36 protein-coding genes are annotated in these 20,832 nt (G+C 64.9%); 8 read left to right on the forward strand and 28 right to left on the reverse strand.

Annotated features, from left to right (window positions below; translation table 11 throughout):
- Position 1: 1 nt before the first annotated feature.
- The 28 genes from E5CHR_RS14720 to E5CHR_RS14855 form a co-directional block, all read right to left on the reverse strand.
- On the reverse strand, positions 2 to 163 hold the full coding sequence (locus E5CHR_RS14720) for an Rmf/CrpP family protein (RefSeq protein WP_162580530.1): 162 nt from the start codon (positions 161 to 163) through the stop codon (positions 2 to 4).
- The gene (locus tag E5CHR_RS14725) at positions 163 to 411 is read right to left on the reverse strand and encodes a hypothetical protein (RefSeq protein ID WP_162580531.1); all 249 of its coding nucleotides are present in this window, start codon (positions 409 to 411) and stop codon (positions 163 to 165) included. The genes E5CHR_RS14720 and E5CHR_RS14725 overlap by 1 nt, the downstream gene beginning before the upstream one ends.
- Position 412: 1 nt before the next feature.
- On the reverse strand, positions 413 to 808 hold the full coding sequence (locus E5CHR_RS14730; protein WP_162580532.1) for a hypothetical protein: 396 nt from the start codon (positions 806 to 808) through the stop codon (positions 413 to 415).
- Positions 809 to 1,086: 278 nt separating this feature from the next.
- The gene (locus E5CHR_RS14735; protein WP_162580533.1) at positions 1,087 to 1,263 is read right to left on the reverse strand and encodes a hypothetical protein; all 177 of its coding nucleotides are present in this window, start codon (positions 1,261 to 1,263) and stop codon (positions 1,087 to 1,089) included.
- Between the two features lie 56 nt (positions 1,264 to 1,319).
- Positions 1,320 to 1,586, reverse strand: coding sequence for a hypothetical protein (locus tag E5CHR_RS14740; RefSeq protein ID WP_162580534.1), 267 nt, complete (start codon positions 1,584 to 1,586; stop codon positions 1,320 to 1,322).
- A gap of 17 nt (positions 1,587 to 1,603) precedes the next feature.
- On the reverse strand, positions 1,604 to 1,966 hold the full coding sequence (locus tag E5CHR_RS14745) for a hypothetical protein (RefSeq protein WP_162580535.1): 363 nt from the start codon (positions 1,964 to 1,966) through the stop codon (positions 1,604 to 1,606).
- Entirely contained in the window at positions 1,963 to 2,361 is a 399-nt protein-coding gene (locus tag E5CHR_RS14750; protein ID WP_162580536.1) for a hypothetical protein, read from the reverse strand. The genes E5CHR_RS14745 and E5CHR_RS14750 overlap by 4 nt, the downstream gene beginning before the upstream one ends.
- Entirely contained in the window at positions 2,358 to 2,615 is a 258-nt protein-coding gene (locus tag E5CHR_RS14755; protein ID WP_162580537.1) for a hypothetical protein, read from the reverse strand. Before E5CHR_RS14755 ends, E5CHR_RS14750 begins: the two co-directional genes overlap by 4 nt.
- A gap of 2 nt (positions 2,616 to 2,617) precedes the next feature.
- The gene (locus tag E5CHR_RS14760; RefSeq protein ID WP_162580538.1) at positions 2,618 to 3,292 is read right to left on the reverse strand and encodes a YadA-like family protein; all 675 of its coding nucleotides are present in this window, start codon (positions 3,290 to 3,292) and stop codon (positions 2,618 to 2,620) included.
- Positions 3,293 to 3,318: 26 nt separating this feature from the next.
- A complete protein-coding gene (locus tag E5CHR_RS14765) occupies positions 3,319 to 3,687 on the reverse strand; it encodes a phage protein NinX family protein (protein ID WP_162580539.1) in 369 nt (122 codons plus the stop codon).
- 1 nt (position 3,688) lies between these two features.
- Entirely contained in the window at positions 3,689 to 3,997 is a 309-nt protein-coding gene (locus tag E5CHR_RS14770) for a hypothetical protein (protein ID WP_162580540.1), read from the reverse strand.
- Positions 3,994 to 4,224 (reverse strand): hypothetical protein, encoded by a 231-nt coding sequence (locus E5CHR_RS14775; RefSeq protein WP_162580541.1) that lies wholly within the window; start codon positions 4,222 to 4,224, stop codon positions 3,994 to 3,996. Before E5CHR_RS14775 ends, E5CHR_RS14770 begins: the two co-directional genes overlap by 4 nt.
- A gap of 1 nt (position 4,225) precedes the next feature.
- Positions 4,226 to 4,573 carry a hypothetical protein gene (locus E5CHR_RS14780; RefSeq protein WP_162580542.1) on the reverse strand — a complete coding sequence of 116 codons (348 nt, stop codon included), beginning with the start codon at positions 4,571 to 4,573 and terminating at the stop codon, positions 4,226 to 4,228.
- Complete coding sequence (locus tag E5CHR_RS14785; protein WP_162580543.1) at positions 4,570 to 4,746, reverse strand: hypothetical protein; 177 nt, start codon at positions 4,744 to 4,746, stop codon at positions 4,570 to 4,572. Before E5CHR_RS14785 ends, E5CHR_RS14780 begins: the two co-directional genes overlap by 4 nt.
- A complete protein-coding gene (locus E5CHR_RS14790; RefSeq protein WP_162580544.1) occupies positions 4,743 to 5,168 on the reverse strand; it encodes a hypothetical protein in 426 nt (141 codons plus the stop codon). The genes E5CHR_RS14785 and E5CHR_RS14790 overlap by 4 nt, the downstream gene beginning before the upstream one ends.
- A complete protein-coding gene (locus E5CHR_RS14795; protein WP_162580545.1) occupies positions 5,165 to 5,563 on the reverse strand; it encodes a hypothetical protein in 399 nt (132 codons plus the stop codon). Before E5CHR_RS14795 ends, E5CHR_RS14790 begins: the two co-directional genes overlap by 4 nt.
- A 546-nt stretch (positions 5,564 to 6,109) precedes the next feature.
- A complete protein-coding gene (locus E5CHR_RS14800; protein ID WP_162580546.1) occupies positions 6,110 to 6,388 on the reverse strand; it encodes a hypothetical protein in 279 nt (92 codons plus the stop codon).
- On the reverse strand, positions 6,385 to 6,582 hold the full coding sequence (locus tag E5CHR_RS14805) for a hypothetical protein (protein WP_162580547.1): 198 nt from the start codon (positions 6,580 to 6,582) through the stop codon (positions 6,385 to 6,387). Before E5CHR_RS14805 ends, E5CHR_RS14800 begins: the two co-directional genes overlap by 4 nt.
- A 2-nt stretch (positions 6,583 to 6,584) precedes the next feature.
- Positions 6,585 to 7,289 (reverse strand): hypothetical protein, encoded by a 705-nt coding sequence (locus E5CHR_RS14810; RefSeq protein ID WP_162580548.1) that lies wholly within the window; start codon positions 7,287 to 7,289, stop codon positions 6,585 to 6,587.
- Entirely contained in the window at positions 7,279 to 8,940 is a 1,662-nt protein-coding gene (locus tag E5CHR_RS14815) for a hypothetical protein (protein WP_162580549.1), read from the reverse strand. The genes E5CHR_RS14810 and E5CHR_RS14815 overlap by 11 nt, the downstream gene beginning before the upstream one ends.
- Positions 8,937 to 9,134 carry a hypothetical protein gene (locus E5CHR_RS14820; RefSeq protein WP_162580550.1) on the reverse strand — a complete coding sequence of 66 codons (198 nt, stop codon included), beginning with the start codon at positions 9,132 to 9,134 and terminating at the stop codon, positions 8,937 to 8,939. The genes E5CHR_RS14815 and E5CHR_RS14820 overlap by 4 nt, the downstream gene beginning before the upstream one ends.
- Before the next feature lie 4 nt (positions 9,135 to 9,138).
- A complete protein-coding gene (locus tag E5CHR_RS14825; RefSeq protein WP_162580551.1) occupies positions 9,139 to 9,477 on the reverse strand; it encodes a hypothetical protein in 339 nt (112 codons plus the stop codon).
- 554 nt (positions 9,478 to 10,031) lie between these two features.
- Complete coding sequence (locus tag E5CHR_RS14830) at positions 10,032 to 10,307, reverse strand: hypothetical protein (protein ID WP_162580552.1); 276 nt, start codon at positions 10,305 to 10,307, stop codon at positions 10,032 to 10,034.
- Positions 10,300 to 10,563 (reverse strand): hypothetical protein, encoded by a 264-nt coding sequence (locus E5CHR_RS14835; protein WP_162580553.1) that lies wholly within the window; start codon positions 10,561 to 10,563, stop codon positions 10,300 to 10,302. The genes E5CHR_RS14830 and E5CHR_RS14835 overlap by 8 nt, the downstream gene beginning before the upstream one ends.
- A 3-nt stretch (positions 10,564 to 10,566) precedes the next feature.
- Positions 10,567 to 10,761, reverse strand: coding sequence for a hypothetical protein (locus tag E5CHR_RS14840; protein ID WP_162580554.1), 195 nt, complete (start codon positions 10,759 to 10,761; stop codon positions 10,567 to 10,569).
- A 179-nt stretch (positions 10,762 to 10,940) separates the two neighbouring features.
- A complete protein-coding gene (locus E5CHR_RS14845) occupies positions 10,941 to 11,195 on the reverse strand; it encodes a hypothetical protein (RefSeq protein WP_162580555.1) in 255 nt (84 codons plus the stop codon).
- A 9-nt stretch (positions 11,196 to 11,204) separates the two neighbouring features.
- The gene (locus tag E5CHR_RS14850) at positions 11,205 to 11,789 is read right to left on the reverse strand and encodes a hypothetical protein (RefSeq protein ID WP_162580556.1); all 585 of its coding nucleotides are present in this window, start codon (positions 11,787 to 11,789) and stop codon (positions 11,205 to 11,207) included.
- Between the two features lie 155 nt (positions 11,790 to 11,944).
- Entirely contained in the window at positions 11,945 to 12,778 is an 834-nt protein-coding gene (locus tag E5CHR_RS14855; RefSeq protein WP_162580557.1) for a hypothetical protein, read from the reverse strand.
- A gap of 525 nt (positions 12,779 to 13,303) precedes the next feature.
- Here E5CHR_RS14855 and E5CHR_RS14860 point away from each other — a divergent pair.
- The 8 genes from E5CHR_RS14860 to E5CHR_RS14895 all read left to right on the forward strand — a co-directional run bounded on the left by E5CHR_RS14860 (position 13,304) and on the right by E5CHR_RS14895 (position 20,830).
- Entirely contained in the window at positions 13,304 to 14,107 is an 804-nt protein-coding gene (locus E5CHR_RS14860; protein WP_162580558.1) for a LexA family protein, read from the forward strand.
- A complete protein-coding gene (locus tag E5CHR_RS14865) occupies positions 14,104 to 14,337 on the forward strand; it encodes a hypothetical protein (protein ID WP_162580559.1) in 234 nt (77 codons plus the stop codon). The genes E5CHR_RS14860 and E5CHR_RS14865 overlap by 4 nt, the downstream gene beginning before the upstream one ends.
- The gene (locus tag E5CHR_RS14870; RefSeq protein ID WP_162580560.1) at positions 14,334 to 14,729 is read left to right on the forward strand and encodes a hypothetical protein; all 396 of its coding nucleotides are present in this window, start codon (positions 14,334 to 14,336) and stop codon (positions 14,727 to 14,729) included. The genes E5CHR_RS14865 and E5CHR_RS14870 overlap by 4 nt, the downstream gene beginning before the upstream one ends.
- A gap of 207 nt (positions 14,730 to 14,936) precedes the next feature.
- Positions 14,937 to 15,377 carry a hypothetical protein gene (locus E5CHR_RS14875; protein WP_162580561.1) on the forward strand — a complete coding sequence of 147 codons (441 nt, stop codon included), beginning with the start codon at positions 14,937 to 14,939 and terminating at the stop codon, positions 15,375 to 15,377.
- Positions 15,370 to 17,094: a phage terminase large subunit family protein gene (locus tag E5CHR_RS14880; protein ID WP_162580562.1), complete on the forward strand. Its 1,725-nt coding sequence runs from the start codon at positions 15,370 to 15,372 to the stop codon at positions 17,092 to 17,094. The genes E5CHR_RS14875 and E5CHR_RS14880 overlap by 8 nt, the downstream gene beginning before the upstream one ends.
- A gap of 179 nt (positions 17,095 to 17,273) precedes the next feature.
- A complete protein-coding gene (locus tag E5CHR_RS14885) occupies positions 17,274 to 18,827 on the forward strand; it encodes a hypothetical protein (RefSeq protein WP_162580563.1) in 1,554 nt (517 codons plus the stop codon).
- A gap of 2 nt (positions 18,828 to 18,829) precedes the next feature.
- The gene (locus E5CHR_RS14890) at positions 18,830 to 20,341 is read left to right on the forward strand and encodes a S49 family peptidase (RefSeq protein ID WP_162580564.1); all 1,512 of its coding nucleotides are present in this window, start codon (positions 18,830 to 18,832) and stop codon (positions 20,339 to 20,341) included.
- A 12-nt stretch (positions 20,342 to 20,353) separates the two neighbouring features.
- On the forward strand, positions 20,354 to 20,830 hold the full coding sequence (locus E5CHR_RS14895) for a hypothetical protein (protein ID WP_162580565.1): 477 nt from the start codon (positions 20,354 to 20,356) through the stop codon (positions 20,828 to 20,830).
- Positions 20,831 to 20,832 lie beyond the last annotated feature (2 nt).

Here is a 20,832-nt window from a genome sequence, read left to right on the forward strand (position 1 = left end):
GTCAGTCCTCGTCATCGTCGGTGAAGTCCATCCAGTCGCAGTCCTCCCAGCCGCGGTGCCACTCGCGGGCGGCCTTGCTGTCGTGGGGGTGCGGGCAATCCCAGGGCTGGGCGCCGTTGCTGCGCGCCGAGTAGCCCTGGCTGTGGTAGTTGGGCTCGGTCATCACGCCTCCGCGATCCCGGCAAGTCTCGCGCGCTCGACAATGCGCGCCGTCTTGTTGATGCCGCTGTCGGGGTCGATCAGCGCCGTGAGGATCTCCCCCATGTGGCGTCGGCTGCTGTGGAAGCGCTCCGTCTGCTCGGACTCGTATCTGCCGACGCGCTCCCGCAGAAGGGCGTTCTCGTAGCTCAGCGACTCAAGCTCGTCCTGCATATCCAGGATGTCGCGCGCCAGGTTGGTTGCGAAGCTCATGTCAGGCCTCCGCGCCCAGTTGGCGCATGCGGTTGGTGATGCGGCGGATGACGATGTCGCGGTCGGACAGCCAGTCAAGCTCGTGCTCGCGCGCCGTGCGGTGGTCGAAGATGTCGAAGTCACCGAACAGGTAATCCGCCACGTCGAACGCCCGGCCCACGCCGTCGATATGCGGCGCGTTGTTGAAGGGGTGGGTGGTGACGCCCAGAGCCTTGAAGTGCTCGTCGTACGGCAGCCATCCGCCGAAGCAGGCGAGGGTTCCGCAGTCGTTACCCCAGGTGCTGAGGCTCACCTCGCGCTCGGCCTTCAGCATCATCATGGCCAGGGCGGCGCGCAGGTTGGTGATCCAGAACGCCTCGCGTTCGTGGTCGGTCATGGTTTCGATGTCGGGTGCCATGTCAGCGCACCGGGTGACGATGGATGCGGCGGAAGACGGTCACGGTGCCGCGGCGGGTTTCTATCAGGTGAGAGAACTTCATGTCGATCTCCAAAAGAGAAAGGGCTGTCTTGCAAGACAGCCCTCAGGTTGTTGGGTGCTGGCGGTGCACGTTAGGGTGGCCAGCGGCACCGGCTGAAAGGCGGGTCAGGGTGGGTCGCGTGCTGAGGGGCACCCCTTTCCCGACGCAGAGTCCTCACGTGCAAGGGTTGTCCGCGCCTACGTCATGCTCCCCTCTGTTATTGGGTGGGGTTGAGCTTTCGAGCGACCGCTTCGGCGATCTTCTCGGCGAGTCGGTCCTCTCGCTCGGTCTCGGACTTGAGCACTGCGATCCGGGCGCAGCGCGGGCAGGGGAGGTCCATCTCTTCCAGCCACCAGAGGTGCTCCACGGGTTTGCCGCACGGCGGCATCGGCATGGCAGCCGCGCGCTCCGACCTTGTCGGGGGAGGAGGTCTACGCTTGAAGGGCCAGATCATCGCAGTGGCTCCCAATCTGACTCGCTCGGCTCAGTCAGGCCCTCGAGGGCAAGCTCCTGCGGGTCCGTGTACTCGTAGCAGTTGAACTTGCCCTTCCACCGGCGCCAGGCGACGGCGGGCAGGGCGCCCATCTCGGTCAGGACCCGGAGCGCGATCTCCGGGTCGCGCTTGACCCGGCCCTCGAGCTCCCAGCACCGATCGCATCGCCTCGTGCCGGTCATCGTGGTCGGCGTGCCGCACAGGCCGCAGGGAACCTCAGGCATGTTCCACTGGTTCGGCATCACACCGCCTCGCTGTTCGCGATGAGCTGACCGATCGTGACCTCACGGCGGAGCAGGGGCCCCTTGTGGCGATCCCAGATCAGGAACCCGGCGCGCTTATCGTAGAGCTCGTTGCGCGAGATCGAAGCGGCGGCGCCTCGCAGCACGACGTACCCCGGCCCCCAGCCCTCTTCGCTCATACCGCATTCGAGGCAGACGCGCAGGGGCGGCAGGGCGCCGCCGTCCGTCATCACACTCTTCTGGTAATCGCACTCGGCCAGGCTCGTGTGCTCGCAGACCTGCTGCAGGTTGCGAAGCGCCGACGCGCGCTCTGCGCGGAGCTTGTCGATTCGATTGTTGAGGCATTCGATTGCCCGGTTCACTCCACCACCTCGCTGTTCTCGATGAGCCAGCGCAGGCGATTCGTGACCAGCTCGTGGTCGGTGCCGGTGAAGCCGTCGTCGGCAACGTGACCTTCACGGGAGTTGAACAGATCGTCGACGTGGTCGTTTTCGCGGGGTCCAAACAGCTCCGCGAGCCGGTTCCAGGATCCGAAGACTCCATCCGGCAGTTGGGCGCGGAATGCCGGCCACCACTCGGCCCAGCCGCCGAAGCAGGCAAGGGTTCCGCACGTCGGGGCGTCGGAGTACCCGCCTTCTCCCTGCCGCCAGGTGTACAGGTCGTGCACCACGTTCTCTGGGGGCACGCTCGGCCACATCACGTTGAGGGCCTCGAGGGCGTTGGCGCGCTGTTGCGCGGTGACTTGGATCTTGTTCATGTGGATGCTCCTTGGTGCGCGGCGATCGCCGCATCGATCTCGGCGTGCAGCTCGTCGTCTGCGCCGCTGGCGTTGTCGGGGTGCATGTCCTGATACCAGCGCAGCCCGTTCTGGGCTTGCTGCAGCAGGTTGATGAGGTGGTTGTGCTGGCCCACCAGGGCGTTGAAGTCGATGGCGAGCACCACCAACCCCAACCCGTACACGTTGTGGACCTCTGCCTTGCCGTCGGCCGCCGTGCACTCCATGGTCGTCATGATCAGAACGACTTCTCGACGCCCAGCGCGATGCCCGTGCCACCGCTGCCCACCGACAAGCCGCCGGTGAACGACAGGTCGCCGGCGCGGTTCGACTTGCGGAAGCTGATGCCGACGGCGGAGTGGCCCTTGTACGAGCCCACACCCAGGCGCATCACCAGGGCGTCGACCTTGTGCGGGTTGATGGTGGGCATCTGCAGGGCAAGCGCGCCGGCCACGCCGGAGTAGGCGGACTTCGCGACGCCGCGGATCTCGCCGCGCACGCTGTTGATCTGCGCGGCGGTGGCGGCGTTCGACTGCGCGACTGCGCCGGTCATCTGCTGCACGGTCACGACGTCTTCCGGCACGACGCCGGGCGCGCCGTCGATGCCGTCTCGCCCGTTGGCTCCGTCGATGCCGTCGCGCCCGTCGCGGCCGGCTGGGCCGGTGATCGACTGGCCGTCGATGCCATCACGGCCAGCGGGCCCGGCAGGTCCCGTTGCTCCGTCACGTCCGTTCGTTCCGTCGCGGCCATCCCGTCCGTTCAGGCCCGGCGCGCCGGGCGCGCCGGGGTCGCCCTTCGGGCCGTTCTTGATGACGACGTGGTGGCCGTTGCCCTGCGGCTGGTGCCCCTGGTTGCCGGTGGCGAAGGCGGAGATGGAGACGAGGGCGGCGATTGCGATGAGGGTGTGCTTCATGATTCGAATTGGAATGAGGGGGTTGGTCAGGCTGCGGGGAGCAGCTCGTCGGGGATGTCGACCTCTTCGCCGAGGCGCGAGGCGACGAAGCAGCGCATGGCGGCGATGGCAGCGGTGGGGCCGAAGTTGGCCGTCTGGTCGCTCTGATCGATCCAGCTCTGCCACGCGGGCGCGTCGTTGTAGAAGATCGGGCAGAGGTGGATGCGCTCTCGCTCGATGATCGAGAGGGCCTCGTCCTCGATGCCGTAGTTGTCGAACCAGGCCCAGAAGCCGCCTGTCGGCTTCTTCATGATGAGGATCAGGTCATCGGGGTTCCGAACGAACTCGTAGCCATCAGCCAGCGCCACGGCGTAGGCAAGTGGGCGGCCGGCTAGGGCTGAGGTTTGGACCTTCATGTCAGATCTCCGTGATGGCTGTCTTGCGGTTGAGGACCAGGAACAGCAGCAGGTAGAGCCCCAGGAAGACGACGATGCCGAGCAGCGCGCCGAACATCACCATCACGACGCCGTTGAGGTTGGACGTGCACAGGGTGGCGCTGAGGATCCAGGCCTTGACCGGCGCGAGCAGCGCGCCCAGCCAGGCGAAGTCGGTGGGGAGAGTGCTCAGGTCGGGTTTCATCAGCCCGACTCCGACCAGGAGGACGAGAACCGCGAGGATCAGCGCAAGCCGGGGTCGCAGCATTCGCTTGAGGTATTTGGAAATCATGTCGTTGTCCTTGCGAGGTTGTTGGGCATCGGGCGATCGAGGAACACGCACGCGTCGTCGCCGTGCACGTAGCCCGGGTACACCGCGTCGTCGACCAGGTAGTAGTCGAGCCCGAAGATGGAATAGGGCACGACCTTCACCGTCTTGATCGGCTCGATGTCGTTTTGGCGGTCAGTCGATCTGGCGTAGACGCTGACGTTGTCGGGGCGGCGGTTGCGGCGGTCCATGTCAAGGCACCTCGGCAAGCAGTCGCGTACCCTCTGGCACGTCCGTGAGCCACTCCAACTTGTAGTTGCGGTGGTAGCTTCCGTTGGTGTATGACCTCACGACGGCGACCGGCTTCATCGCCCGCAGACGCTCGATCTCGTCAAGAAGTGCCGGAAGCCAGGCGTGCGCCGCGTCACAGAACGAGGCGTCGTTGGAGTGCGTGAACTCGGCGATGCCGCAGGCTGGTCGAGTCGTGCCCGGGTTGTAGGCGACCGTGTGGTGCGAGGTTGCGCCCTGTGCCCACTTGCCGGGAGTCGCACTCTTGTGGAGCTCGCGCAGATCGCTGATCACGTCAGGGGTGATGGTCACGTCGTGCCCTCCGGCCGGTTCACGCTCGGCGCCGGCAGCGCCGGCATGCCGGGCTTCTTCTGCCACGCAGCCATCGCGGCGGCGCGGCGCGCCTGGCAGCCCGGACAGGTCTTGAAGAAGACGTTGTTCGAGTTCGCGCGGCAGGCGCTGCACAGGGGTTGGTATGCATTCATGACCTGGCCGCCACGAAGAACCGGATTCGGCGAGCCACGTCGAGTGGGCCTGCCTTGCCCTCGTACGACCCGGCCGCGAACAGGAGGTTTGAGTGCTCCTGCTTGAGCCCGAAGAACCAGTTGACGGCGTCGAAGTGGCCGAAGAGCGGGCCTTCAGGGCCATGCTGGTAAGCGGGCATGGCCCCGTCCCAGTACAGGCCCTGCTCGTTGAATTCGGGCAGCGCGCAGGCCCATCCAACGGCGCAGCCGGCGAAGCCACAACCGTGCAGCAGCTCATGGTCGGAGACGTAGCGGCGGCGCTCTTCTTCGTACTGGCCCTCGGCGTGCAGGCGCCAGTCGGCCAAGTCGAACCGATCGGCGGGGATGCGCGTCTCCAGCGCGTTGGCCAGCATCAGCAGGCGCTTCTTGTGGGTGGGTCTCACGATGCGTCTCCATCGGCCACGAAGGCACGGATGCGCCGAGCCACCGCCAGCGGGTCGGTGTGCTGGCCCGGCCGGTATTTGTCGGAGTCGAACAGGTATTGGGCGTCGTCCTCGTCGATGGCGAAGAAGGCCTCGACGGCGTCCCATCCCCCGTGGTCGCTGTTGCGGATCTCGGGGAAGCCGTGCTCATTCCAGACCAGGCCCTGCCGCTGGAACTCGGGCAGTGCGCAGGCCCAACCAACGGCGCACCCGGCGCTGCCGCAGCCATGCACCAGCTGCTCATCGGTCGTCTCCGATCCGTAGGTTCCGCGGCGCCAGCTTTCGAGGTTGAACTTTTCAGCCGGGATGCTCTTCTCGAGCGCGTCGGCCAGCATCAGGAGGCGGGTCTTGTTCATGGTCGTAGTCCTTGTCGGGGTGCCCACGACCAACGCCCCGTCAAGGGCGTTGGCGGGGCGTGTGTTTGATGCCGGGGTTCCTGCCCGGCGGCATGGGCAGCTCTTGACGCGTGGCTGGCGGTGTTCGGCCCGGTACTGCGGGCGGCGAGGAGGAATCCCATCGGTCAGTCGCGGCCGTATGCAAGTTGCACGGCGCGGCCAGGGCGGCGCTGTGCTCAGGCTTGTTGGTGGCGCTGACTCGGTATGGGATTGATTTCGCGGCCATGCAGGAGCACGGCCAAATGGATCGAGGCGACCATCGAGCGCAAGGGCTTTGCATCCCTGCGTGCTGGGTCTTTCAACGTAGCCCTCAACGTGTCGCCACGACTCAGCGACGTGAGGTCGCTGAGCGGGGTAGGTGGGCTGGTCGCCTGGTGTGGTGAATTGGCCCGGGTCAGCCGGGCTGATTCAAAGACGCTTCATGTGTAGCTCCTCAGGTGTGGGGTTGGCCCTCGACAGCGTCGATGACGTTGTCGGGGCGGGAGTGCGTGACAGCAGATTGATGGGTCAGGTCTCGCGCATGCGGCGGGTGATCTCTCGGGCCTGCGCCTCGGTCGCCCACGGGTCGGCTTCGACGCGGTGGTAGCCGCCGCCCGGGTATCTGCCGTACGGCGTCAGCAGGCCAAGTCCGCACAGCTTGGCCAGCACACCTGATGGGGTGCGCCCGACCTCGAGGCAGATGTCCTCCAGGTCCAGGCCCTGGCGGAACAGGCGCTTGAGCTGCTCGAGGTCCTCGGCAAGCCAGACCTTTCCGGCGTTCGGCAGTTTGGGGTTGGTGTCGGTCATGAGAACCCCAGTTGAAATTCGAAGAGCTCGTCAAGCCTGTCGCGCAGCGCGTCCCACTCGCCGCGGTCGATGCCGTGGTCCTCGCATCGGACACCGGCGGCGCCCATCAGCTTGTGCACGCACTCGGCCAGGGCCAGCAGCTGCTTGTCGTGCTCGTTCATCCACTGGCGAACCAGGTGCAGATCGGCGTCCATGTTCAGTCTCCCGCTGGCCGCTCGGCCTGGGAGGCTGCGAGGGACTGCAATGCACGCAGGCCAGCAAGTGCCCGGCTCACTTCGTCTTCGTAGGCGGGCATCTTCACAAAGGCCAGGACTTTTGAAAGTGCTTCTGCCGCCGCGTCGATGCGCTCCCCCACTGCCTGCCCTGCTGGTGCTCCTGCGAGGGCCTCGGGCTCAAAGGGGTACATGAACGTCATCAGGTGGGATCGAAGTTCGTTTCGGTAATGGTCGGCACCTTCACGGTCATTCATTCCTACAGAACCAGCATGCAGAGAGGACAACTCAAGTGCGCGGGCCACCGCATTGAAAGGCGAGTTCTGCCCTACTGGTGCTGGCCGCCGCTCGGATTGCTGGCCGGCGAGGGCCTTCTCTGCAAAGCGGACGCCGGCACGGAAGGCGGCATAGTCGCTGGAGACGTTGTGGGCAAGGGCGGCTTGCACGATGGCACCTTCGCTCATCGGCTCGGCCTGCTGCCCGGAGGGCGCTTGCGGTGCGGCGGCGATGGATTCGGCGACCAGTTCCTCGAACTTCTGCCGCGTCTCGTCGGACAGGCGGTTTAGCTTGTACGAATCGCTGTCGGCTTGCTGCCAGTACGTTTGTCCCAGTTGATAGGCGCGGCGCAGGGCTTTCTCGATGGGCGACTGTTCGCGCCGTTGCCATGCAATCAGTTCCTCATTGGTCACGGTCGGCTCCCTTCGTATCTGGAGGGGCAGGGGTGGAGAGCTTGCGCGCTCGGATTTGGCCGCAGTTGCAGCACCATGGAAGCTCCAAAGAACGTCCCGTGCTCATCAGGCATTCTGGTTCGTGCTCCCCCTCCCCACTCGGAGCCGCCTGCTTTTCAGCGGGCGGGGTGGCGAGTCGAGCACGCGCAAGGTTGATGGCAGCATTGCGCCGCTGTTGCTTCACCGATTCTTCAAGATCGCAGGCGATCGAGTCTGCACCGTCATTGAATGCATCGTCGTAAAGCGCCACGAGTGCGTCACCGCACAGGGCTGGTGCCGGCTTCGTGTCTTGCTGCGCAGGCTCTGCCTCCGGGGTCGGGGGAGTGGAGAGGGCATCGAAGAACTCGCCAACTCGAACGAACTCTGTGAAGTGGTAGCCGCGCAGGATGCTCTCGGGCCGGCTGTCGTAGAGTCGCCGCCAATCGGCAAGCGACCGCTTCGCCTCCGTCTTCGCAGGCTCTGCCGGGGTGGGGGCGGCGAAGTTCACCGAGCCATCGAGCGGAATTGATCCTTCCTCGGGGTACTCGGCAAGCCAGCAGCACAGGCCCGCAGGGTAGGGCTCTCCGTCCATGTCTATGCCCGCGTCGCGCTCCGCAATGCACACCTCCTGCTCCATCTGCTCGTCGGTGCCGTCAGGCGCTACGAACGTCATGGCCTCGCGCAGTTGGTAGCCGGACAGGTTGAGGGGCGGCAGCATGTAGCGGATGCCGTTGGGCAGGCACTTCTGATCCGCCGCCTCCGCTGGGGCTGCTGGCGCTTGCCGGGAGAGGGCGGCTGGAGAGCGAGAGGCGAACAACTGCGTTCCGGCTGGCAGCGTGTACAGGCCGGGCAGATACTCCACGCCGACACCTCCACCTTTGCCGACGCCGACAACGGCCACCGCCTCTCCAGCACTGCCGCTCTGGATGGGCTCTGCGGCAAACCCATGTTGCGCCGCATCGACGATAAGGTGCGAGATGCGTTCGCGCAGTTGCTGGGCATCGCGGTACTGCAAGGCAACGTCTCGCAGGTTGTTGACGAGTGCGGCCGTCTGATGATCTTTCCACGGCTCTGCGGCTGGTCGCGTGCCGAAGCGGGCGAGGACCGCTCTGGCGACGCTGAGGAAGTCGTCGCGGCCGTAGCCCCAGTGCTGTTCAATGACAGCCTGCAGCTCCGCATCGCTCGGCTCCTTCTCGCCTGCGATCATGAAGCCCAGGATCTCGATGGCGTTCTCGGCGGACACGCCACCGCGCAGCTCAGGGATGAACTCCGCCCACTTGTCCTTGGCGGCGAGGGCCTTGCGGACATCGCGCTCGTAGTCGCCTTCGGATGCGGCTGCGCGCATCGTCGTCAGCGCCTTGGCGAAGTCGTTCCAGAACTTGATGGCCTCCCGCATCGTCGCGCGGTAATGGCAGTCCGGCGGCATGTAGAGCGGGCAGCCCTCGTTCGTGAGTCCGTCTTGCGGCCCGATGGGCTCGTTGGTGGAGCACATCACGGCCTTCGTTGCTGGTCCGTCCGGCGACACGCTGTACTGCCAGAGCTCAGGCGTTCCCCCGCAGCACGGGCAGGGCTCAAGGCGTGCGCCGTCGGGTATCGACAGGCGCTTGTAATCGTCGTGCAGCGGCGCGCTCACCTGGCCACCTCGACAAGGTTGCCGAAGTCGTCGACCACGCAGTAGGCGCCCCAGCGGCCCAGGGGATCGGAGACGCGCAAACCGGAGATGTAGGCGTAGTACTTGCCGTGCGGGAGGCTGTCGCCCCAGCGCAGGGTCACGGCGTGGACGGCGGTCTCGCTGATGTTGCCGGCGGGGTAGATGTTGGTTTTCATGGTGTCAGGTCTCCGGTTGAGTCTTGGCAAGGGCGGCGCGGGCGTCCTTCACCGCGCCCTCGGTCTCGGGGTCCCAGTTCCCGGCGTCCCCGCTGTTGGCCAGAGCCACGTAGCGGTCGAGAAGGGCGCTCAGGGCGGCGCTCAGCTCTGGCGCGGCGGCCATCAGCGCGAGGTTGGCTGCGTTCTCCAGGCTGGCTGGGCTGCACGCGTAGCGCCAGCCGCCGCTCGAGGTGGAGCCGGTGGCCACGACAGCGAGCGTCTCGCCGCCCTCGCACGGGATCTGGGCGACGACCAGGAGGTTGTTGATGACCGTCCACGGGCCTTTGGTGTGTAGGGTGCTCATGCGGGCCTCCGATTGGGGTGGGGATTGCAAGGTGGGCGGGGAGTGGGCATAGTCGCGAGTAGCGACTGAGGTCGCGTTCGAGTTCAATCCCCAGCTGAACAACCGGGTCAGACGCAGGCGGGGGTAGGGTGTACCGGCACTCGCGGACAGAACCAGGTTTGTTACAAATGCCCCCTTGAGGGGCTTTCGGCGTTTCCGAAACGGTCCTGGATGGGCGTCAGGGCCTGGTCCTGGAAGTGGCACTTGAGGCTCTTAATTTCAAGCAGCTCAAGTGGGTTAAGTCCTTGTCCCGCCTCAGGAAAGTGGCAATTGGGAAGCGGGAAAAAGTGGCACTCGGAGGGGAGTTGTGCAAGGGGTGGGTTGAGCGATTTCAAACTTCGAAGAGGAAGTTGAGATATTTCTTGAAAATGAGTTTTAGAAGTGGCATTCCCAAAAAGAGGTCACTTTTTCAAATGAAACTCGTAAGTCCCTGTCAGAGTTGAGGATTCAGGCACTTTTCTCTTCAAAGTATGAGCTGAGTGCCACTTCAGCGCCCACTTGCACCCGGGTAGAACTCACAGAATCGTTGAGGAGATCCATGCGCCGATCCGGTGCAGCAGCCTTGCCGTTGGCGTTGTCGGGGCAGGTTTCGGGCTGAACACTTGCCGGTAGCGCTCGCGGCTGGACAGCATGGGCTGGTGGCTCGGCCGGGCGGCGCGCGTGAGCGTCGGCGCCGGCGTTGGGGTCGGGATTGACGTTGTCGGGGCGTAGCGGGTGTCGTCGTCCGGCAGCGGCACGTTCAGCGGCGACGGTCCAAGGGTGATGTACAGGTTCGTTGCGCGGTCACGCATGGCGTCGTCCTTTTGATTTGGCTGCGAGCTCGGCCTTCAGCCGCTCGCGGAGGTCCTGCACGTAGCCGGGCACACCAACGTGGCCAGGCGGGTCGAACGGCGCGTCTGGCGCCGGTTCCTGCGGCTTGTCGAGGCCCAGCTGCCAGCGCAGGTCGAACGCCTCGTTGCGCAGCGATGCGAGCTCGCGTGCCTTGCTGATCAGGGCGCTGCGCAGCCGCTCGATCTCGGCCTCCAGCTGCGCCTTGGTTTTGGCCACGCGTCACTCCCCGTCGAATTCGTCGGGGTCGCCCATGGGCGCGTCGTCGTAGTCCTCGTAGAGGTCCTCGCGATCCCAGATGTCGGCGGTCTCTGCGCGCGCGTCCTCGGCGCTGACGTCGGCGCGCAACTGCTCGCGGCGCAGCCGCTCCATGTCGGCCTCGTGCGCCAAGTCGCGCTCTTCAAACAGTTCGGGCATGACTTCTCCTTCGCGCCAAGCACGGCGCGAGCAAAAAATCGGAAAAAATTCGGCCCCGGGGGTATTTTTCGGGGACTTCTGCTATCAATTTGATAGCGCCGACTGCTATCGTTTTAATAGCACGCCAGCGTGTCCAGTCGTGGCCTCAGTGCGGACCCAGTCCCAGTTCGGGACTGAAATCAGTTTTGAATCTGAACCGGAGTCGAGGCCGGCGCGTAGCGGTAGATCCACTTCTGGGCCACCTGCTCGGCCATGGCCTGGGCGTAGGCCTCGGCCAGGTAGAGCTCGTCCTCGAAGGTCTGGACGCGATTGCAGGCGACGAAGTAGTCGTGATCGCCCGTGTGGTCCTCGTCGTGGTCGTAGGCGGCCAGGCGCTCACGTGCGATGGCCAGGTCCAGGCGGATTGCAGGGATGCTGCGGTGCTCGATTTCCATGTCAATCTCCTAGATCGAGTTCTGCTCGATGCTCATGAGCAGGGCCTCGTGGGTCATTCGGATCTCGCCCGCAGCGCGGGTGAGCACATAGACAACGGTGCTGCCGTTGTGGCCTTCCCGGTCGCCGCCCTGGTGCGGGCTTGCCCCGCGCACCCGCAGCTTGTAGGTCCTCCCGCCGATGGAAAGCAATCCCACCTTCAACGCCTTTTGCAGGAAGGCCTCGCGGTCCCGATCCCGGTCGTACTCACGCGGGCAGTGCCAGGCCTCGCCGTCAACGACGCCCCAGGCGTCGCCGGCTACCTCGCGCAGCAACCCAACGCGCACCGCGAAGTAGGTGCGGCGCCCGCGCTCGTCGAGCCGCGCGATCTCGCGCATGGTCTTCGAGCTGGCCGCAACCCACACGCCGTTCACGCGCTCCTCATATCTTGGAGATATGTCCACCACGGCAGCATCGTTCTGCGGTGCAGTGGCCATCGAACCGACCAGGTGCACAAACCCGCGCCGATCCACCACCTCATAGCCGCTTCTCGGCCCGCCGTTCGGGCTGGCCGATTTGGCTTTGCCGTTCGCGGTCAGTTGTCGAGGTTGCTTCATGGCTCGATCTCGTTCGTTGATGCGTGAGAAACCAGGGCCCCGTCAACGACGGGGCCAACATCAGGGTCAAACCGCCCCGACAACGGCAAAATCCCCGACAACGTCAACTCCCACGCCGACTCTCGATCGGCGCTGACGTTGTCGGGGTTGGCCAGTCAGGCGGCGTCCGTGATCTTCATTTCCGCCAGCAGTTCGGCGTCGTCGTCCTTGGCGAAAATGCGCTTCGCCTCGGCGGCAATCTGGCGCAGCAGGTCAAGCTCTGCCATCAGCTGTGCCTGCTCATCGGCAATCAGTTGCGCATCGTCGGCGGCCGCCGCTTCCTGCTCTGCCTGCTCTGCGGCCGCTTCAGCATCGGCGGCCGCTTGGCCAACCGCCGCAGTCAGCGCCTTGAAATACTGCGCCTTGATCTTCCCGTAGGAATCCTCGGACAGTGCGAACTCATCGCACGCCGCCTTGATCTTGGCGAACATCTCGTCGCGGCCAGCCGGGTTGACCGTGGCACCCTCACTGGTGAAGTTCAGGCAAGCATTCACAGCCACCTTCACGCACTTGTCGCCCGCGTCTTTGGCTTCGGCGACGGTTTCCCAGAAGGGAAGGGCGACGCGCTCCATCTTGAGGGCCAGCGGGCCCGGTTCGCCGTCGCCCGCATTGCCAGCGTTCTCCACGGGCATGCCCTCGCCAAAGGCGACGCGCACCTTGATGACTGCCGATCGGATGGTGGAAAGGTTCGATGCACCCTTTCCCGCGTTGCCGATGGCTTCGCGCAGCGGCCCGACAACGTCGGAAACAGTCTCTTTGTGGATGACCCGCAGGACTGCGCGGGTCATGCTGCCCGTGAGGGCTTTTGCCGCGCTCGACAAATCGCCGAGGTGCGCGCCAGCGGTCCCGATGACTGCGGCAATGTTTGCGAGGGTCGCGCTTTCGAGTTCTTGGCGCGTCGAATTGATCGCCTTTTGGCTCGGAGCAGAGATAATCACAGACTTGGACATGGTCAATTCCTTTACTTTCCTTTGCTACTTATCTCGGAGATAAGTGCCTCAGACGACGGTGCGATATGCACCAGGCAAAGCTCCTCCCTTAGGCCACGACAGTGGCTTTGTCAGGGTGGAGCACGCGCCTACGGGATGTAGGCGCGGCCCATGGGAAGAACATTAGGTGACTAGTCACCTAGTAGCGGGTCCGATCACCTCGCTGTGCATCCATTATAGGGCACTGTGCATGCTCTGTGCAAGGGTTAACCCTCAAAAGACCGTGAAAAGAGCAGGATAAGTGTAAATGTCTGTAACCGTGCCGTTGACGGGTACACTTTTCATGATGTGGGACGCGGGCGGCGGGCTCCAGGCCTCCAAAACGCCGGCCAGTTTTTTCAAAACTTTTGCACAGTGCACATCTTTGTAGGCGCACGCCTACGCGACTAGCACAAAAACCAACACTGTGCGCAAAAAGAGCTTTACACACACTGCACAGTCGGGTATAGTGCGTGCACTGTCATAAATAAGCCACATAATATTTTTATGCGTGAACTAAAGGACTACGTCGACGAGGTGATCCTCAACGGAAAGAGCATCAAGAGCCAGGCCGAAGCGGCAAAAGTTAACGTTTCGACACTGCGCAGGCTCGTGCTGAAGGATCCTCGCTATGACGAGGCAAAACGCGAGGGTAAGATTGCTACTAAGGACTTCAGCCCGCCCGAAGCTCTTCGTAAATCGGACCTGGTGGTAGGCATTGTCAGCGGAACGATGACCATTCCGGAAGCGATGAGCAAATACGGGCTGAATGATTCCGCTGTGCGCGCCCGAGTGAAGAAGGCCTACCCCGACTTTTTCTCGCGCCGCAATTGGACGGTCACTTCTCCGCGAGAAACGAATGAGGCAATTAACGTGCCCAGCTCTCACACAGGACCAGTCACTCCAAGAGGAGTGCTCCCTGTGATTACCTGGGAACAAGCAGGCGACTGGTCGCCAGAGCTAGGAGACATCCCGACCGACGAATCCACCGAGTGGATGGCGTCGCCGGTGCCCAGCAGCCAGCACAGCTACATCCTTCCGATCCTGGACAACGCGATGACGGCGCCGCCAGGCGCAGCGCGATCCTTCCCGATCGGCAGCAAGATCTTCGTCGACTGCGCACCGCGCGAGCCGGTGGAGGGCGACAGGGTCGTTGCCAGGGTGAGGGCCAGCGGCGAGATGGTGTTCCGCATCTACCACGTTGTCGGTGGCGGGACTCCGTGGCTGGAGCCTTTGAACCCCATGCACCTGCCGATCCGCGAGGAGTTCAAGGTCATCGGGCACGTGTTCGGCAAGTGGGAGGACGCGTGACGTCCAAGTACGACGTCTGGCTGCACAGGGTGGGCGAAGAGCCCACCTCTGGCTACGGCTACTACCTCAAGGACCTCAAGGAGGTCTACGAGAGGGCGACGGAATGGAGCAGCTTCACCCCGGCAACCTGCCCGCACGGGGCCATGCTGGGTGGCGCGAAGTGCAATTTGTGCGGAAACATGTTCATGGTGACGGTGCTCCACCCGAACGATCTGGAGGCGTCTGCGTGAGGGCCCTCTGCGCCCTTTTTGCCGCCCTGGTCACCGGCTGCGCGCCGCCGCTACTGGTCCACACGAAGAGCGAGTTCCGCAAAGTGGGGGAGCAGGTGGGCTACGCGTCCGCCTGCGGCAACTACGCGCAGATCGCGCGATTCTGGGACGAGCACGCGCGCAAGATGGAGGTCGACGGGCAGGGCGCGTCGCACATGACCATCATCCCGGAGGAGAGCAGGGCGGAGATCGTGGTCGGAAAGGGCCCGTATTTCGCCCTGATGGACCTCAAGGACGCTGGGGGCAGCCGCACGACCTTGACCAGCTTCGTGGCGGGCCCGTACTTCATCGAGCCGGTGAGGGGGTGGGAGCGCCAGATCGTGCAGAACTACCCCTGCAAAGGTACCACTTGACCTCCAGAAGAGTGCGCAGACCGGGCCGGTCGAGGCCCAATCCGGCCCCAAAACCACCTGAAAAATGACCGAAACGCCCCACATTTGGGGCGTTTTTCATTGGAAACGGGTCAAATTCGCCCGGATTTGACCGGGGATTGACGATTTCCGGGCCGTGGCTCTAGTTTCGGGGCCAACAACAAGAAGCCACCTCAAGGTGGACGGTTCATGGCCCTTCCCGCACTCCCTCCGGCTTCGGCCGGAGGCTCTTCTCGCAAAGTCCAAGCCACCCACAGCCTTCAGATCGACCTGACGGGCATGCCGGTGACGCAGCTGCTCGAGTTGCGCGCGCTGATCGACGAGAAGTTGCCGGTCAAGGACCTCAAGGACATCGATCTCAATCGCGAGCTCGTGCTGCAGATGCTGCAGACGCAGCAGCTGCAGGCGAACGTGCTCAAGGAGGACGAGACGCCGGCCAACCAGCGCGCGCAGGTCGCCAACGCGGTCGCCGGGATCATCTCGCAGCTCGCGCAGCTGCAGGCCAAGGTCTACACCAGCGAGCGCCTGAAGCGCATCGAGACGGCGCTGATCGACACCCTGCAGGAGCTGCCGAAAGAGGCCCAGAACGTGTTCCTGGAGCGCTACGAGGTGGCGTTGAAGGATGTCTGACCAGATCACGCGCCTGCATCTTCAGCGCCTGAAGATGGCCACGACGGGCAAGCTCACGCGGCGCGACCTTGCCAAGTGGGTGGAGACCGAGACCTTCATCAACGGCAAGCCCTACAGCTTCAAGGACCACGAATTTCAGGAACGGATCCTCAGCGACGAGTCGCAGATCACCGTGACGCGCAAGTGCTCGCAGGTTGGGATGTCGGAGACGTCGCTGCGCCTGGCGCTTGGCCTGGTGTCGATCATGCAGAACTTCTCGCTGATCTACGTCTTCCCGACGGCGACGTTCGCCAAGCTCTACGTCAAGACGCGCCTTGACCCGATCATCAACGGCAGCCCGTTCCTGCGCTCGGCGGTGCGCTCGAGCGACTCGGGCGCGGACTCGGCGGAGGTGAAGCAGCTGGGCTCGGGCGGCTTCCTCTACTTCCGCGGCGCGAGCTCGGACACCGCGGCGATCTCGGTGGCGGCGGACGCCATCATCTACGACGAGTACGACTTCGCCGACCAGGAGATCGCCGGGCAGTTCCAGTCGCGCCTGACGCACTCGCCGCACAAGATCCGCGCCTACCTCTCGACGCCCAGCGTGCCGGGCGGCCCGATCGACGCGGCCTTCCAGGACAGCCGCCGGCACTGGAATTTCGTGCGCTGCCACCATTGCGGGCACCGCTTCTGCCCGAGCTACCTGGACCACGTCAAGATCCCGGGCTACGACGACGAGCTGCGCAGGATCACGAAGTCGACGCTTGCGCGCATCCGCTACAAGGAGGCGGTGCTGCTGTGCCCGCACTGCGGCAAGATCCCGAGCCTGCAGCCCGAGCACCGCGAGTGGGTGATCGAGAACCCGACCGAGAACCACATCGCGACCGGCTACCAGGTGCAGCCGTTCGATGCGCCCAACATCATCGACGTGCCCTACCTGGTGCAGGCCTCCACCGGCTACGGGCGCTGGGCGGACTTCATCAACTTCGGCCTTGGCCTGCCTGCGGAGGACGCCGACAGCGGCATCACGCCGCAGGACGTGGACGCGGCCATGATCGAGATGGACTCGAGCCCGTTCCACACGCACGTGATCGGCGGGGACATGGGCCTGATCTGCCGCCTGTTCGTGGCGGGCGTCACCTCGCGCGACGAGCTCATCATCGTGCACACCGAGCAGATCCCGATCGGCGACTTCCGCCGGCGCTACGCGGAGCTCGCGCGCCAGTACCGGGTCACCTCCAAGGTGCTGGATGCGCAGCCCTACGTGGAGACGCTGCTGAACCTGCAGGAGCACGACTTCAACCTGTTCGCCGCCTACTTCGTGACGAAGAAGGGCATCGCAATCTACGACACCGTCTCGCGCGAGGAGAACGCGGCCGAGGGCAAGACGGCGCTGCGCCAGATCTCGGTCAACAAGCACCCCGCGCTTGACATGATCCTGGACGAGCTGCGCGGCGGGCGCATCAAGATCCGGCGCACGAAGGACGCCAAGGACATCAAGGACCAGCTCACCGCGTCGAAGCGCTCGAAGAAGGTGACGGAGGACGGGCAGCTGTCGATCTGGAACAAGCCGAGCCACGGCGACGACCACTTCCACTACGCGCTGCTGTACACCTGGCTGGCCGCGCAGATCCGCGGCGCAGCCTCGCGCGGCTACGGCCAGGCGCCGATGGTGGGCACCTTCAAGCTGCGGCCGCCCAAGTCGGAGCAGGCGCGCAGCGGGACGGGGATGGGATGAAGGTGTCCGAAATGCCGCCAGAGAAGGAGGCGGAACTGCGCGCCTGTTACGGTAGGCACTGGCCAGAGGTCAGGGAGCTCCTCCTGAAGCTCGAGCGACTGCGCGAGCTCGCGCAGGCCGCGAAGGGCTGATCCACCCGGGGATTGTTTTCGGCGTAGCCGGCCTCCAGTCTGCCGGCCATGCTTTTCGGCCTCAACAAAATCGTCTCCGGAGTCCGCGGCGTCTTCAAGGGCGCCGCCGGCCAGCTTCCGCCGATCGTCGAGCCGAAGGTGCCGACCAAGCCGCAGTCGCAGCAGTCGTTCTCCAAGCGCAGCAAGACCTCCAACGGCGACCAGCGCCTGTCGGCGACCGACCGGCGCACCGCGAACCTTGACCTGCTGACGCTGCGCAACGGCACGTCTACCAAGTCCACGATCCGCGACCTGGCCAAGGTCTCGCCCGACTTGTCGGCGAGCGTCTGGGCCTACCAGCGCATGGTGGTGACGCGCAATTTCACCGCGGTCGCGCGCAACCAGGACGGCACGCCGAACCCGGAAGCGACGGCGGCGGTGCAGCAAATCATCGCGCGCTTCAACTACCTGACCGACTACACCGACGGCTTCAGCGGCGTGTCGTCGATCCACGCGGTGGCGGAGTCTCTGACCAAGGAGCTGCGCATCGAAGGGGCGTGCTCGCTGGAGCTGGTGCTCGACAAGGCGCGCCTGCCGAACCGACTGGTGCCGGTCAGCACCTCGCAGATCGACTTCTTCGAGGACAACACCGGCTACACCTACCCGGTGCAGAAGGCCTCGAGCGGCGACATCTCGCTCGACATCCCGACGTTCTTCTACGAGGCGCTCGACCAGGACCTGCTGACCGCGTACAGCGACTCGCCCATGGAGGCGGCCATCCAGTCGGTGCTTGCCGACACCGAGTTCACCAACGACATCCGCCGCACGACCAAGCGCGCGCTGCACCCGCGCCTGAAGGCCGTCATCGACTACGAGAAGTTCCGCAACTCGATGCCGCCGGAGGTCTCCGGAGACGCCGAGGCGATGAAGGCGTTCACCCTCGCTTACATCGAGGACGTGGCGAACACCGTCAACGGACTTGAGCCGGACGACGCGCTGATCAGCTTCGACTCTGTCGATTTCGAATACCTGAACAACGGCAACGTCACGCTCAATAAGGAGTGGGAAGTGCTGCAGGAGATGAACAACGCCAAGATGGCCACCGGCGCGAAGGCGCCGCCGGCGGTGCTTGGCCACGGCTCCGGCAGCCAGAACGTGGCGTCTACCGAGAGCGCACTCTTCGCGCGCTACTGCGAGGGCGTGCAGAACAAGGTCAACTCGATCCTATCGCGCGCGCTCACGCTGGGCGTGCGCCTGCTGGGCCACGACGTCTACGTCGTCTTCGGCTTCGACCGCGTGGACCTGCGGCCGGACAGCGAGCTCGAGGCATTCCGCGCTATGCGCCAGAGCCGCATCCTGATGCAGCTGTCGCTGGGCCTGATCTCCGACGAGGAGGCCGGCATCGCCATCACGGGCCAACTGCCGCCCGCCGGCGCGCCGAAGCTGAGCGGCACGTTCTTCATGGCCGGCGCGCAAGACCCGAACGCGGTCGACACGGCCTCGGCGCAGAGCAACACAGGCGCCCTGCAGCAGGGCACCTCGTCGGACGCGCCCAAGAACAACAAGGGCAAGCAGCCCGACACCTCTTCGACCAAGGAGCCCGCCGTCAAGCGGGTCAAGTGAACATGGACATTTTTGAACTGGGCCTGTGGGCCGGCACCGAGGACTCGCTGGCCACCTACCTGCTGCAGCTGCGCAAGCTGATGGTGGACACCTCGTTCTCCGAGCTGCTGGCCAACGGCGGCGCGCGGCCGAAGCAGGGCGCCTTCGCCGGCATGGAGCGCGACGCGCAGGAGCTGCCGCGCCTGCTAACGGTGGCGGACGGCGTGGCCACGATCCGCATCGCGGGCCCGCTCAACAACAGCTCGAGCTGGATCAACGAATACATCGGCGCCACCGGCTACCCGGAGATCCGCCAGGCGCTTGTCCACGCGGCCACCGACCCGGCCATCAAGTCCATCGTGCTGGACGTCGCGTCCGGCGGGGGCGCGGTGAGCGGCATGTTCGACACCGCGGACTTGATCACGAGCATCGACAAGAGGGCCAAGCCGGTGACTGCGTTCAGCGACAGCGCCATCCTGTCGGCCGCCTACGCGCTGGGCTCGAGCGCGCGCCACATCACGATCTCCAAGTCGGCCGAGGCCGGCTCGGTAGGCGTGCTCATGGTGCATCAGGAGATGAGCAAGATGATGGAGAAGGTCGGCATCACGCCCACTGTCATCCGTGCCGGCAAGTACAAGGCGCTCGGCAACCCGTACGAGCCGCTGTCCGAACTTGCCAAGGAGGAGATGCAGGCCAGCGTCGATCACAGCTACGGCCTGTTCGTCCAGCACGTGGCCGACCACCGCGGCGTCACCTACCAGGTGGCCGACACCAAGCTCGCGCAAGGCCGCGTCTTCCCCGGCGAGCGCGCGCGCGAAGTCGGTCTCGTCGATGCGATCGGCACCTTCGACGAGGTGATCGGCAAGGCCCAAAAGGCCAAGTCGAAAGAAAAGATTGGGGGTGGGATTGCAAATGACGAACGACCTTCCCAGTATGGCGCGCATTCAGAAGGAACAACCTTGAAAAACGCACTCACCGAAGCCCAGCTCGCTGCACTCGCCGAAGGCGGCGTCGCAGTTGACCCCGAGGCTGCCGCTGCTGCCGCAGCCGAGGCTGCCGCCAAAGAAGCCGCCGACAAGGCCGCTGCCGACAAGGCTGCTGCTGACCAAGCGGAAGCCGAAGCGAAGGCTGCTGCCGAGAAGGCCGATGCCGAAGCGAAGGCCGGCGGCGTGGTTGCCTACCTGCAAGGCCAGCTGGCCGAAGCCAACACCAAGATCACCGACCTGACGATCGCCGCGCGCGACGCGAAGGCCGCGAGCGACGCGCTCGTCACCTCGCACGCTGCGATGCGCGAGATCACGGTCGCATCGGTCGATCGCCTGCGCGTTGCCCTGGGCCACCCGGCCGGCGGCGCGGCTGCGATGACCGACGCCGAGCTGCTCGCCGCGCACAGCACGCTGCGCACGCAGTTCGAAGGAAAGTTCAAGGCGGGTGGCGTTGCTGCGGTCTCCGCGGCGGCGTCGTCCGACAAGGAGAGCAAGGCCACCGTTGACCCGGTGCACCAGGCTCGCATCGCAGCCACCCGCCACAAGTAAGGAGAAAAACAAATGGCGAAGTTCCAATTCAACGAGCTCATCCGTCCCTACGACTCGAACATCACTGCTCGAGTCGCCGACGGTACGGGCACTTCCAACCAACTCTCCGACGCGGACGTCAACAAGTTCGTGAAGCTGAAGGGCGACAGCCAGTTTGGCCTGTGCGCTGTGGGCGACGAGATCGAAGGCTTCCTTGCCTCGATCGAGTCCGGTCCCATCCAGGACGGATTCCAGCTGGGCTCGGTCCAGGAAGAAGGCCGAAAGCTGGTGACCCTCGACGGTCTGCAGGGCACGCCCGGCACCGGCACCATCGCTGTCGGCGACTACGTGGTGGCCGGCACGGTGACCGCTCGCGGCACCAAGCTGCCTGGCCCGCCGAAGGTCTGCAAGGCCACTGCCACCAAGGACGCCCTGTCGTTCCTGTGGCGCGTCGTGTCCCTGAAGGGCACCGGCGCCGTCGGCCAACTCGCCGTCATCGCTCGCGTCTGATC

Origin of the sequence: Variovorax sp. PBS-H4 (assembly GCF_901827205.1) — a bacterium.
Taxonomy (GTDB): domain Bacteria; phylum Pseudomonadota; class Gammaproteobacteria; order Burkholderiales; family Burkholderiaceae_C; genus Variovorax.

Bases quoted from the DNA above. Each gene is read 5' to 3' on its own strand.
- E5CHR_RS14720 (WP_162580530.1), bottom strand. From the start codon at position 163: ATGACCGAGCCCAACTACCACAGCCAGGGCTACTCGGCGCGCAGCAAC.
- E5CHR_RS14725 (WP_162580531.1), bottom strand. From the start codon at position 411: ATGAGCTTCGCAACCAACCTGGCGCGCGACATCCTGGATATGCAGGAC.
- E5CHR_RS14730 (WP_162580532.1), bottom strand. From the start codon at position 808: ATGGCACCCGACATCGAAACCATGACCGACCACGAACGCGAGGCGTTC.
- E5CHR_RS14735 (WP_162580533.1), bottom strand. From the start codon at position 1,263: ATGCCGATGCCGCCGTGCGGCAAACCCGTGGAGCACCTCTGGTGGCTG.
- E5CHR_RS14740 (WP_162580534.1), bottom strand. From the start codon at position 1,586: ATGCCTGAGGTTCCCTGCGGCCTGTGCGGCACGCCGACCACGATGACC.
- E5CHR_RS14750 (WP_162580536.1), bottom strand. From the start codon at position 2,361: ATGAACAAGATCCAAGTCACCGCGCAACAGCGCGCCAACGCCCTCGAG.
- E5CHR_RS14755 (WP_162580537.1), bottom strand. From the start codon at position 2,615: ATGACGACCATGGAGTGCACGGCGGCCGACGGCAAGGCAGAGGTCCAC.
- E5CHR_RS14760 (WP_162580538.1), bottom strand. From the start codon at position 3,292: ATGAAGCACACCCTCATCGCAATCGCCGCCCTCGTCTCCATCTCCGCC.
- E5CHR_RS14765 (WP_162580539.1), bottom strand. From the start codon at position 3,687: ATGAAGGTCCAAACCTCAGCCCTAGCCGGCCGCCCACTTGCCTACGCC.
- E5CHR_RS14770 (WP_162580540.1), bottom strand. From the start codon at position 3,997: ATGATTTCCAAATACCTCAAGCGAATGCTGCGACCCCGGCTTGCGCTG.
- E5CHR_RS14775 (WP_162580541.1), bottom strand. From the start codon at position 4,224: ATGGACCGCCGCAACCGCCGCCCCGACAACGTCAGCGTCTACGCCAGA.
- E5CHR_RS14785 (WP_162580543.1), bottom strand. From the start codon at position 4,746: ATGAATGCATACCAACCCCTGTGCAGCGCCTGCCGCGCGAACTCGAAC.
- E5CHR_RS14795 (WP_162580545.1), bottom strand. From the start codon at position 5,563: ATGAACAAGACCCGCCTCCTGATGCTGGCCGACGCGCTCGAGAAGAGC.
- E5CHR_RS14800 (WP_162580546.1), bottom strand. From the start codon at position 6,388: ATGACCGACACCAACCCCAAACTGCCGAACGCCGGAAAGGTCTGGCTT.
- E5CHR_RS14805 (WP_162580547.1), bottom strand. From the start codon at position 6,582: ATGGACGCCGATCTGCACCTGGTTCGCCAGTGGATGAACGAGCACGAC.
- E5CHR_RS14820 (WP_162580550.1), bottom strand. From the start codon at position 9,134: ATGAAAACCAACATCTACCCCGCCGGCAACATCAGCGAGACCGCCGTC.
- E5CHR_RS14825 (WP_162580551.1), bottom strand. From the start codon at position 9,477: ATGAGCACCCTACACACCAAAGGCCCGTGGACGGTCATCAACAACCTC.
- E5CHR_RS14830 (WP_162580552.1), bottom strand. From the start codon at position 10,307: ATGCGTGACCGCGCAACGAACCTGTACATCACCCTTGGACCGTCGCCG.
- E5CHR_RS14840 (WP_162580554.1), bottom strand. From the start codon at position 10,761: ATGCCCGAACTGTTTGAAGAGCGCGACTTGGCGCACGAGGCCGACATG.
- E5CHR_RS14845 (WP_162580555.1), bottom strand. From the start codon at position 11,195: ATGGAAATCGAGCACCGCAGCATCCCTGCAATCCGCCTGGACCTGGCC.
- E5CHR_RS14850 (WP_162580556.1), bottom strand. From the start codon at position 11,789: ATGAAGCAACCTCGACAACTGACCGCGAACGGCAAAGCCAAATCGGCC.
- E5CHR_RS14855 (WP_162580557.1), bottom strand. From the start codon at position 12,778: ATGTCCAAGTCTGTGATTATCTCTGCTCCGAGCCAAAAGGCGATCAAT.
- E5CHR_RS14860 (WP_162580558.1), top strand. From the start codon at position 13,304: ATGCGTGAACTAAAGGACTACGTCGACGAGGTGATCCTCAACGGAAAG.
- E5CHR_RS14875 (WP_162580561.1), top strand. From the start codon at position 14,937: ATGGCCCTTCCCGCACTCCCTCCGGCTTCGGCCGGAGGCTCTTCTCGC.
- E5CHR_RS14880 (WP_162580562.1), top strand. From the start codon at position 15,370: ATGTCTGACCAGATCACGCGCCTGCATCTTCAGCGCCTGAAGATGGCC.
- E5CHR_RS14885 (WP_162580563.1), top strand. From the start codon at position 17,274: ATGCTTTTCGGCCTCAACAAAATCGTCTCCGGAGTCCGCGGCGTCTTC.
- E5CHR_RS14890 (WP_162580564.1), top strand. From the start codon at position 18,830: ATGGACATTTTTGAACTGGGCCTGTGGGCCGGCACCGAGGACTCGCTG.
- E5CHR_RS14895 (WP_162580565.1), top strand. From the start codon at position 20,354: ATGGCGAAGTTCCAATTCAACGAGCTCATCCGTCCCTACGACTCGAAC.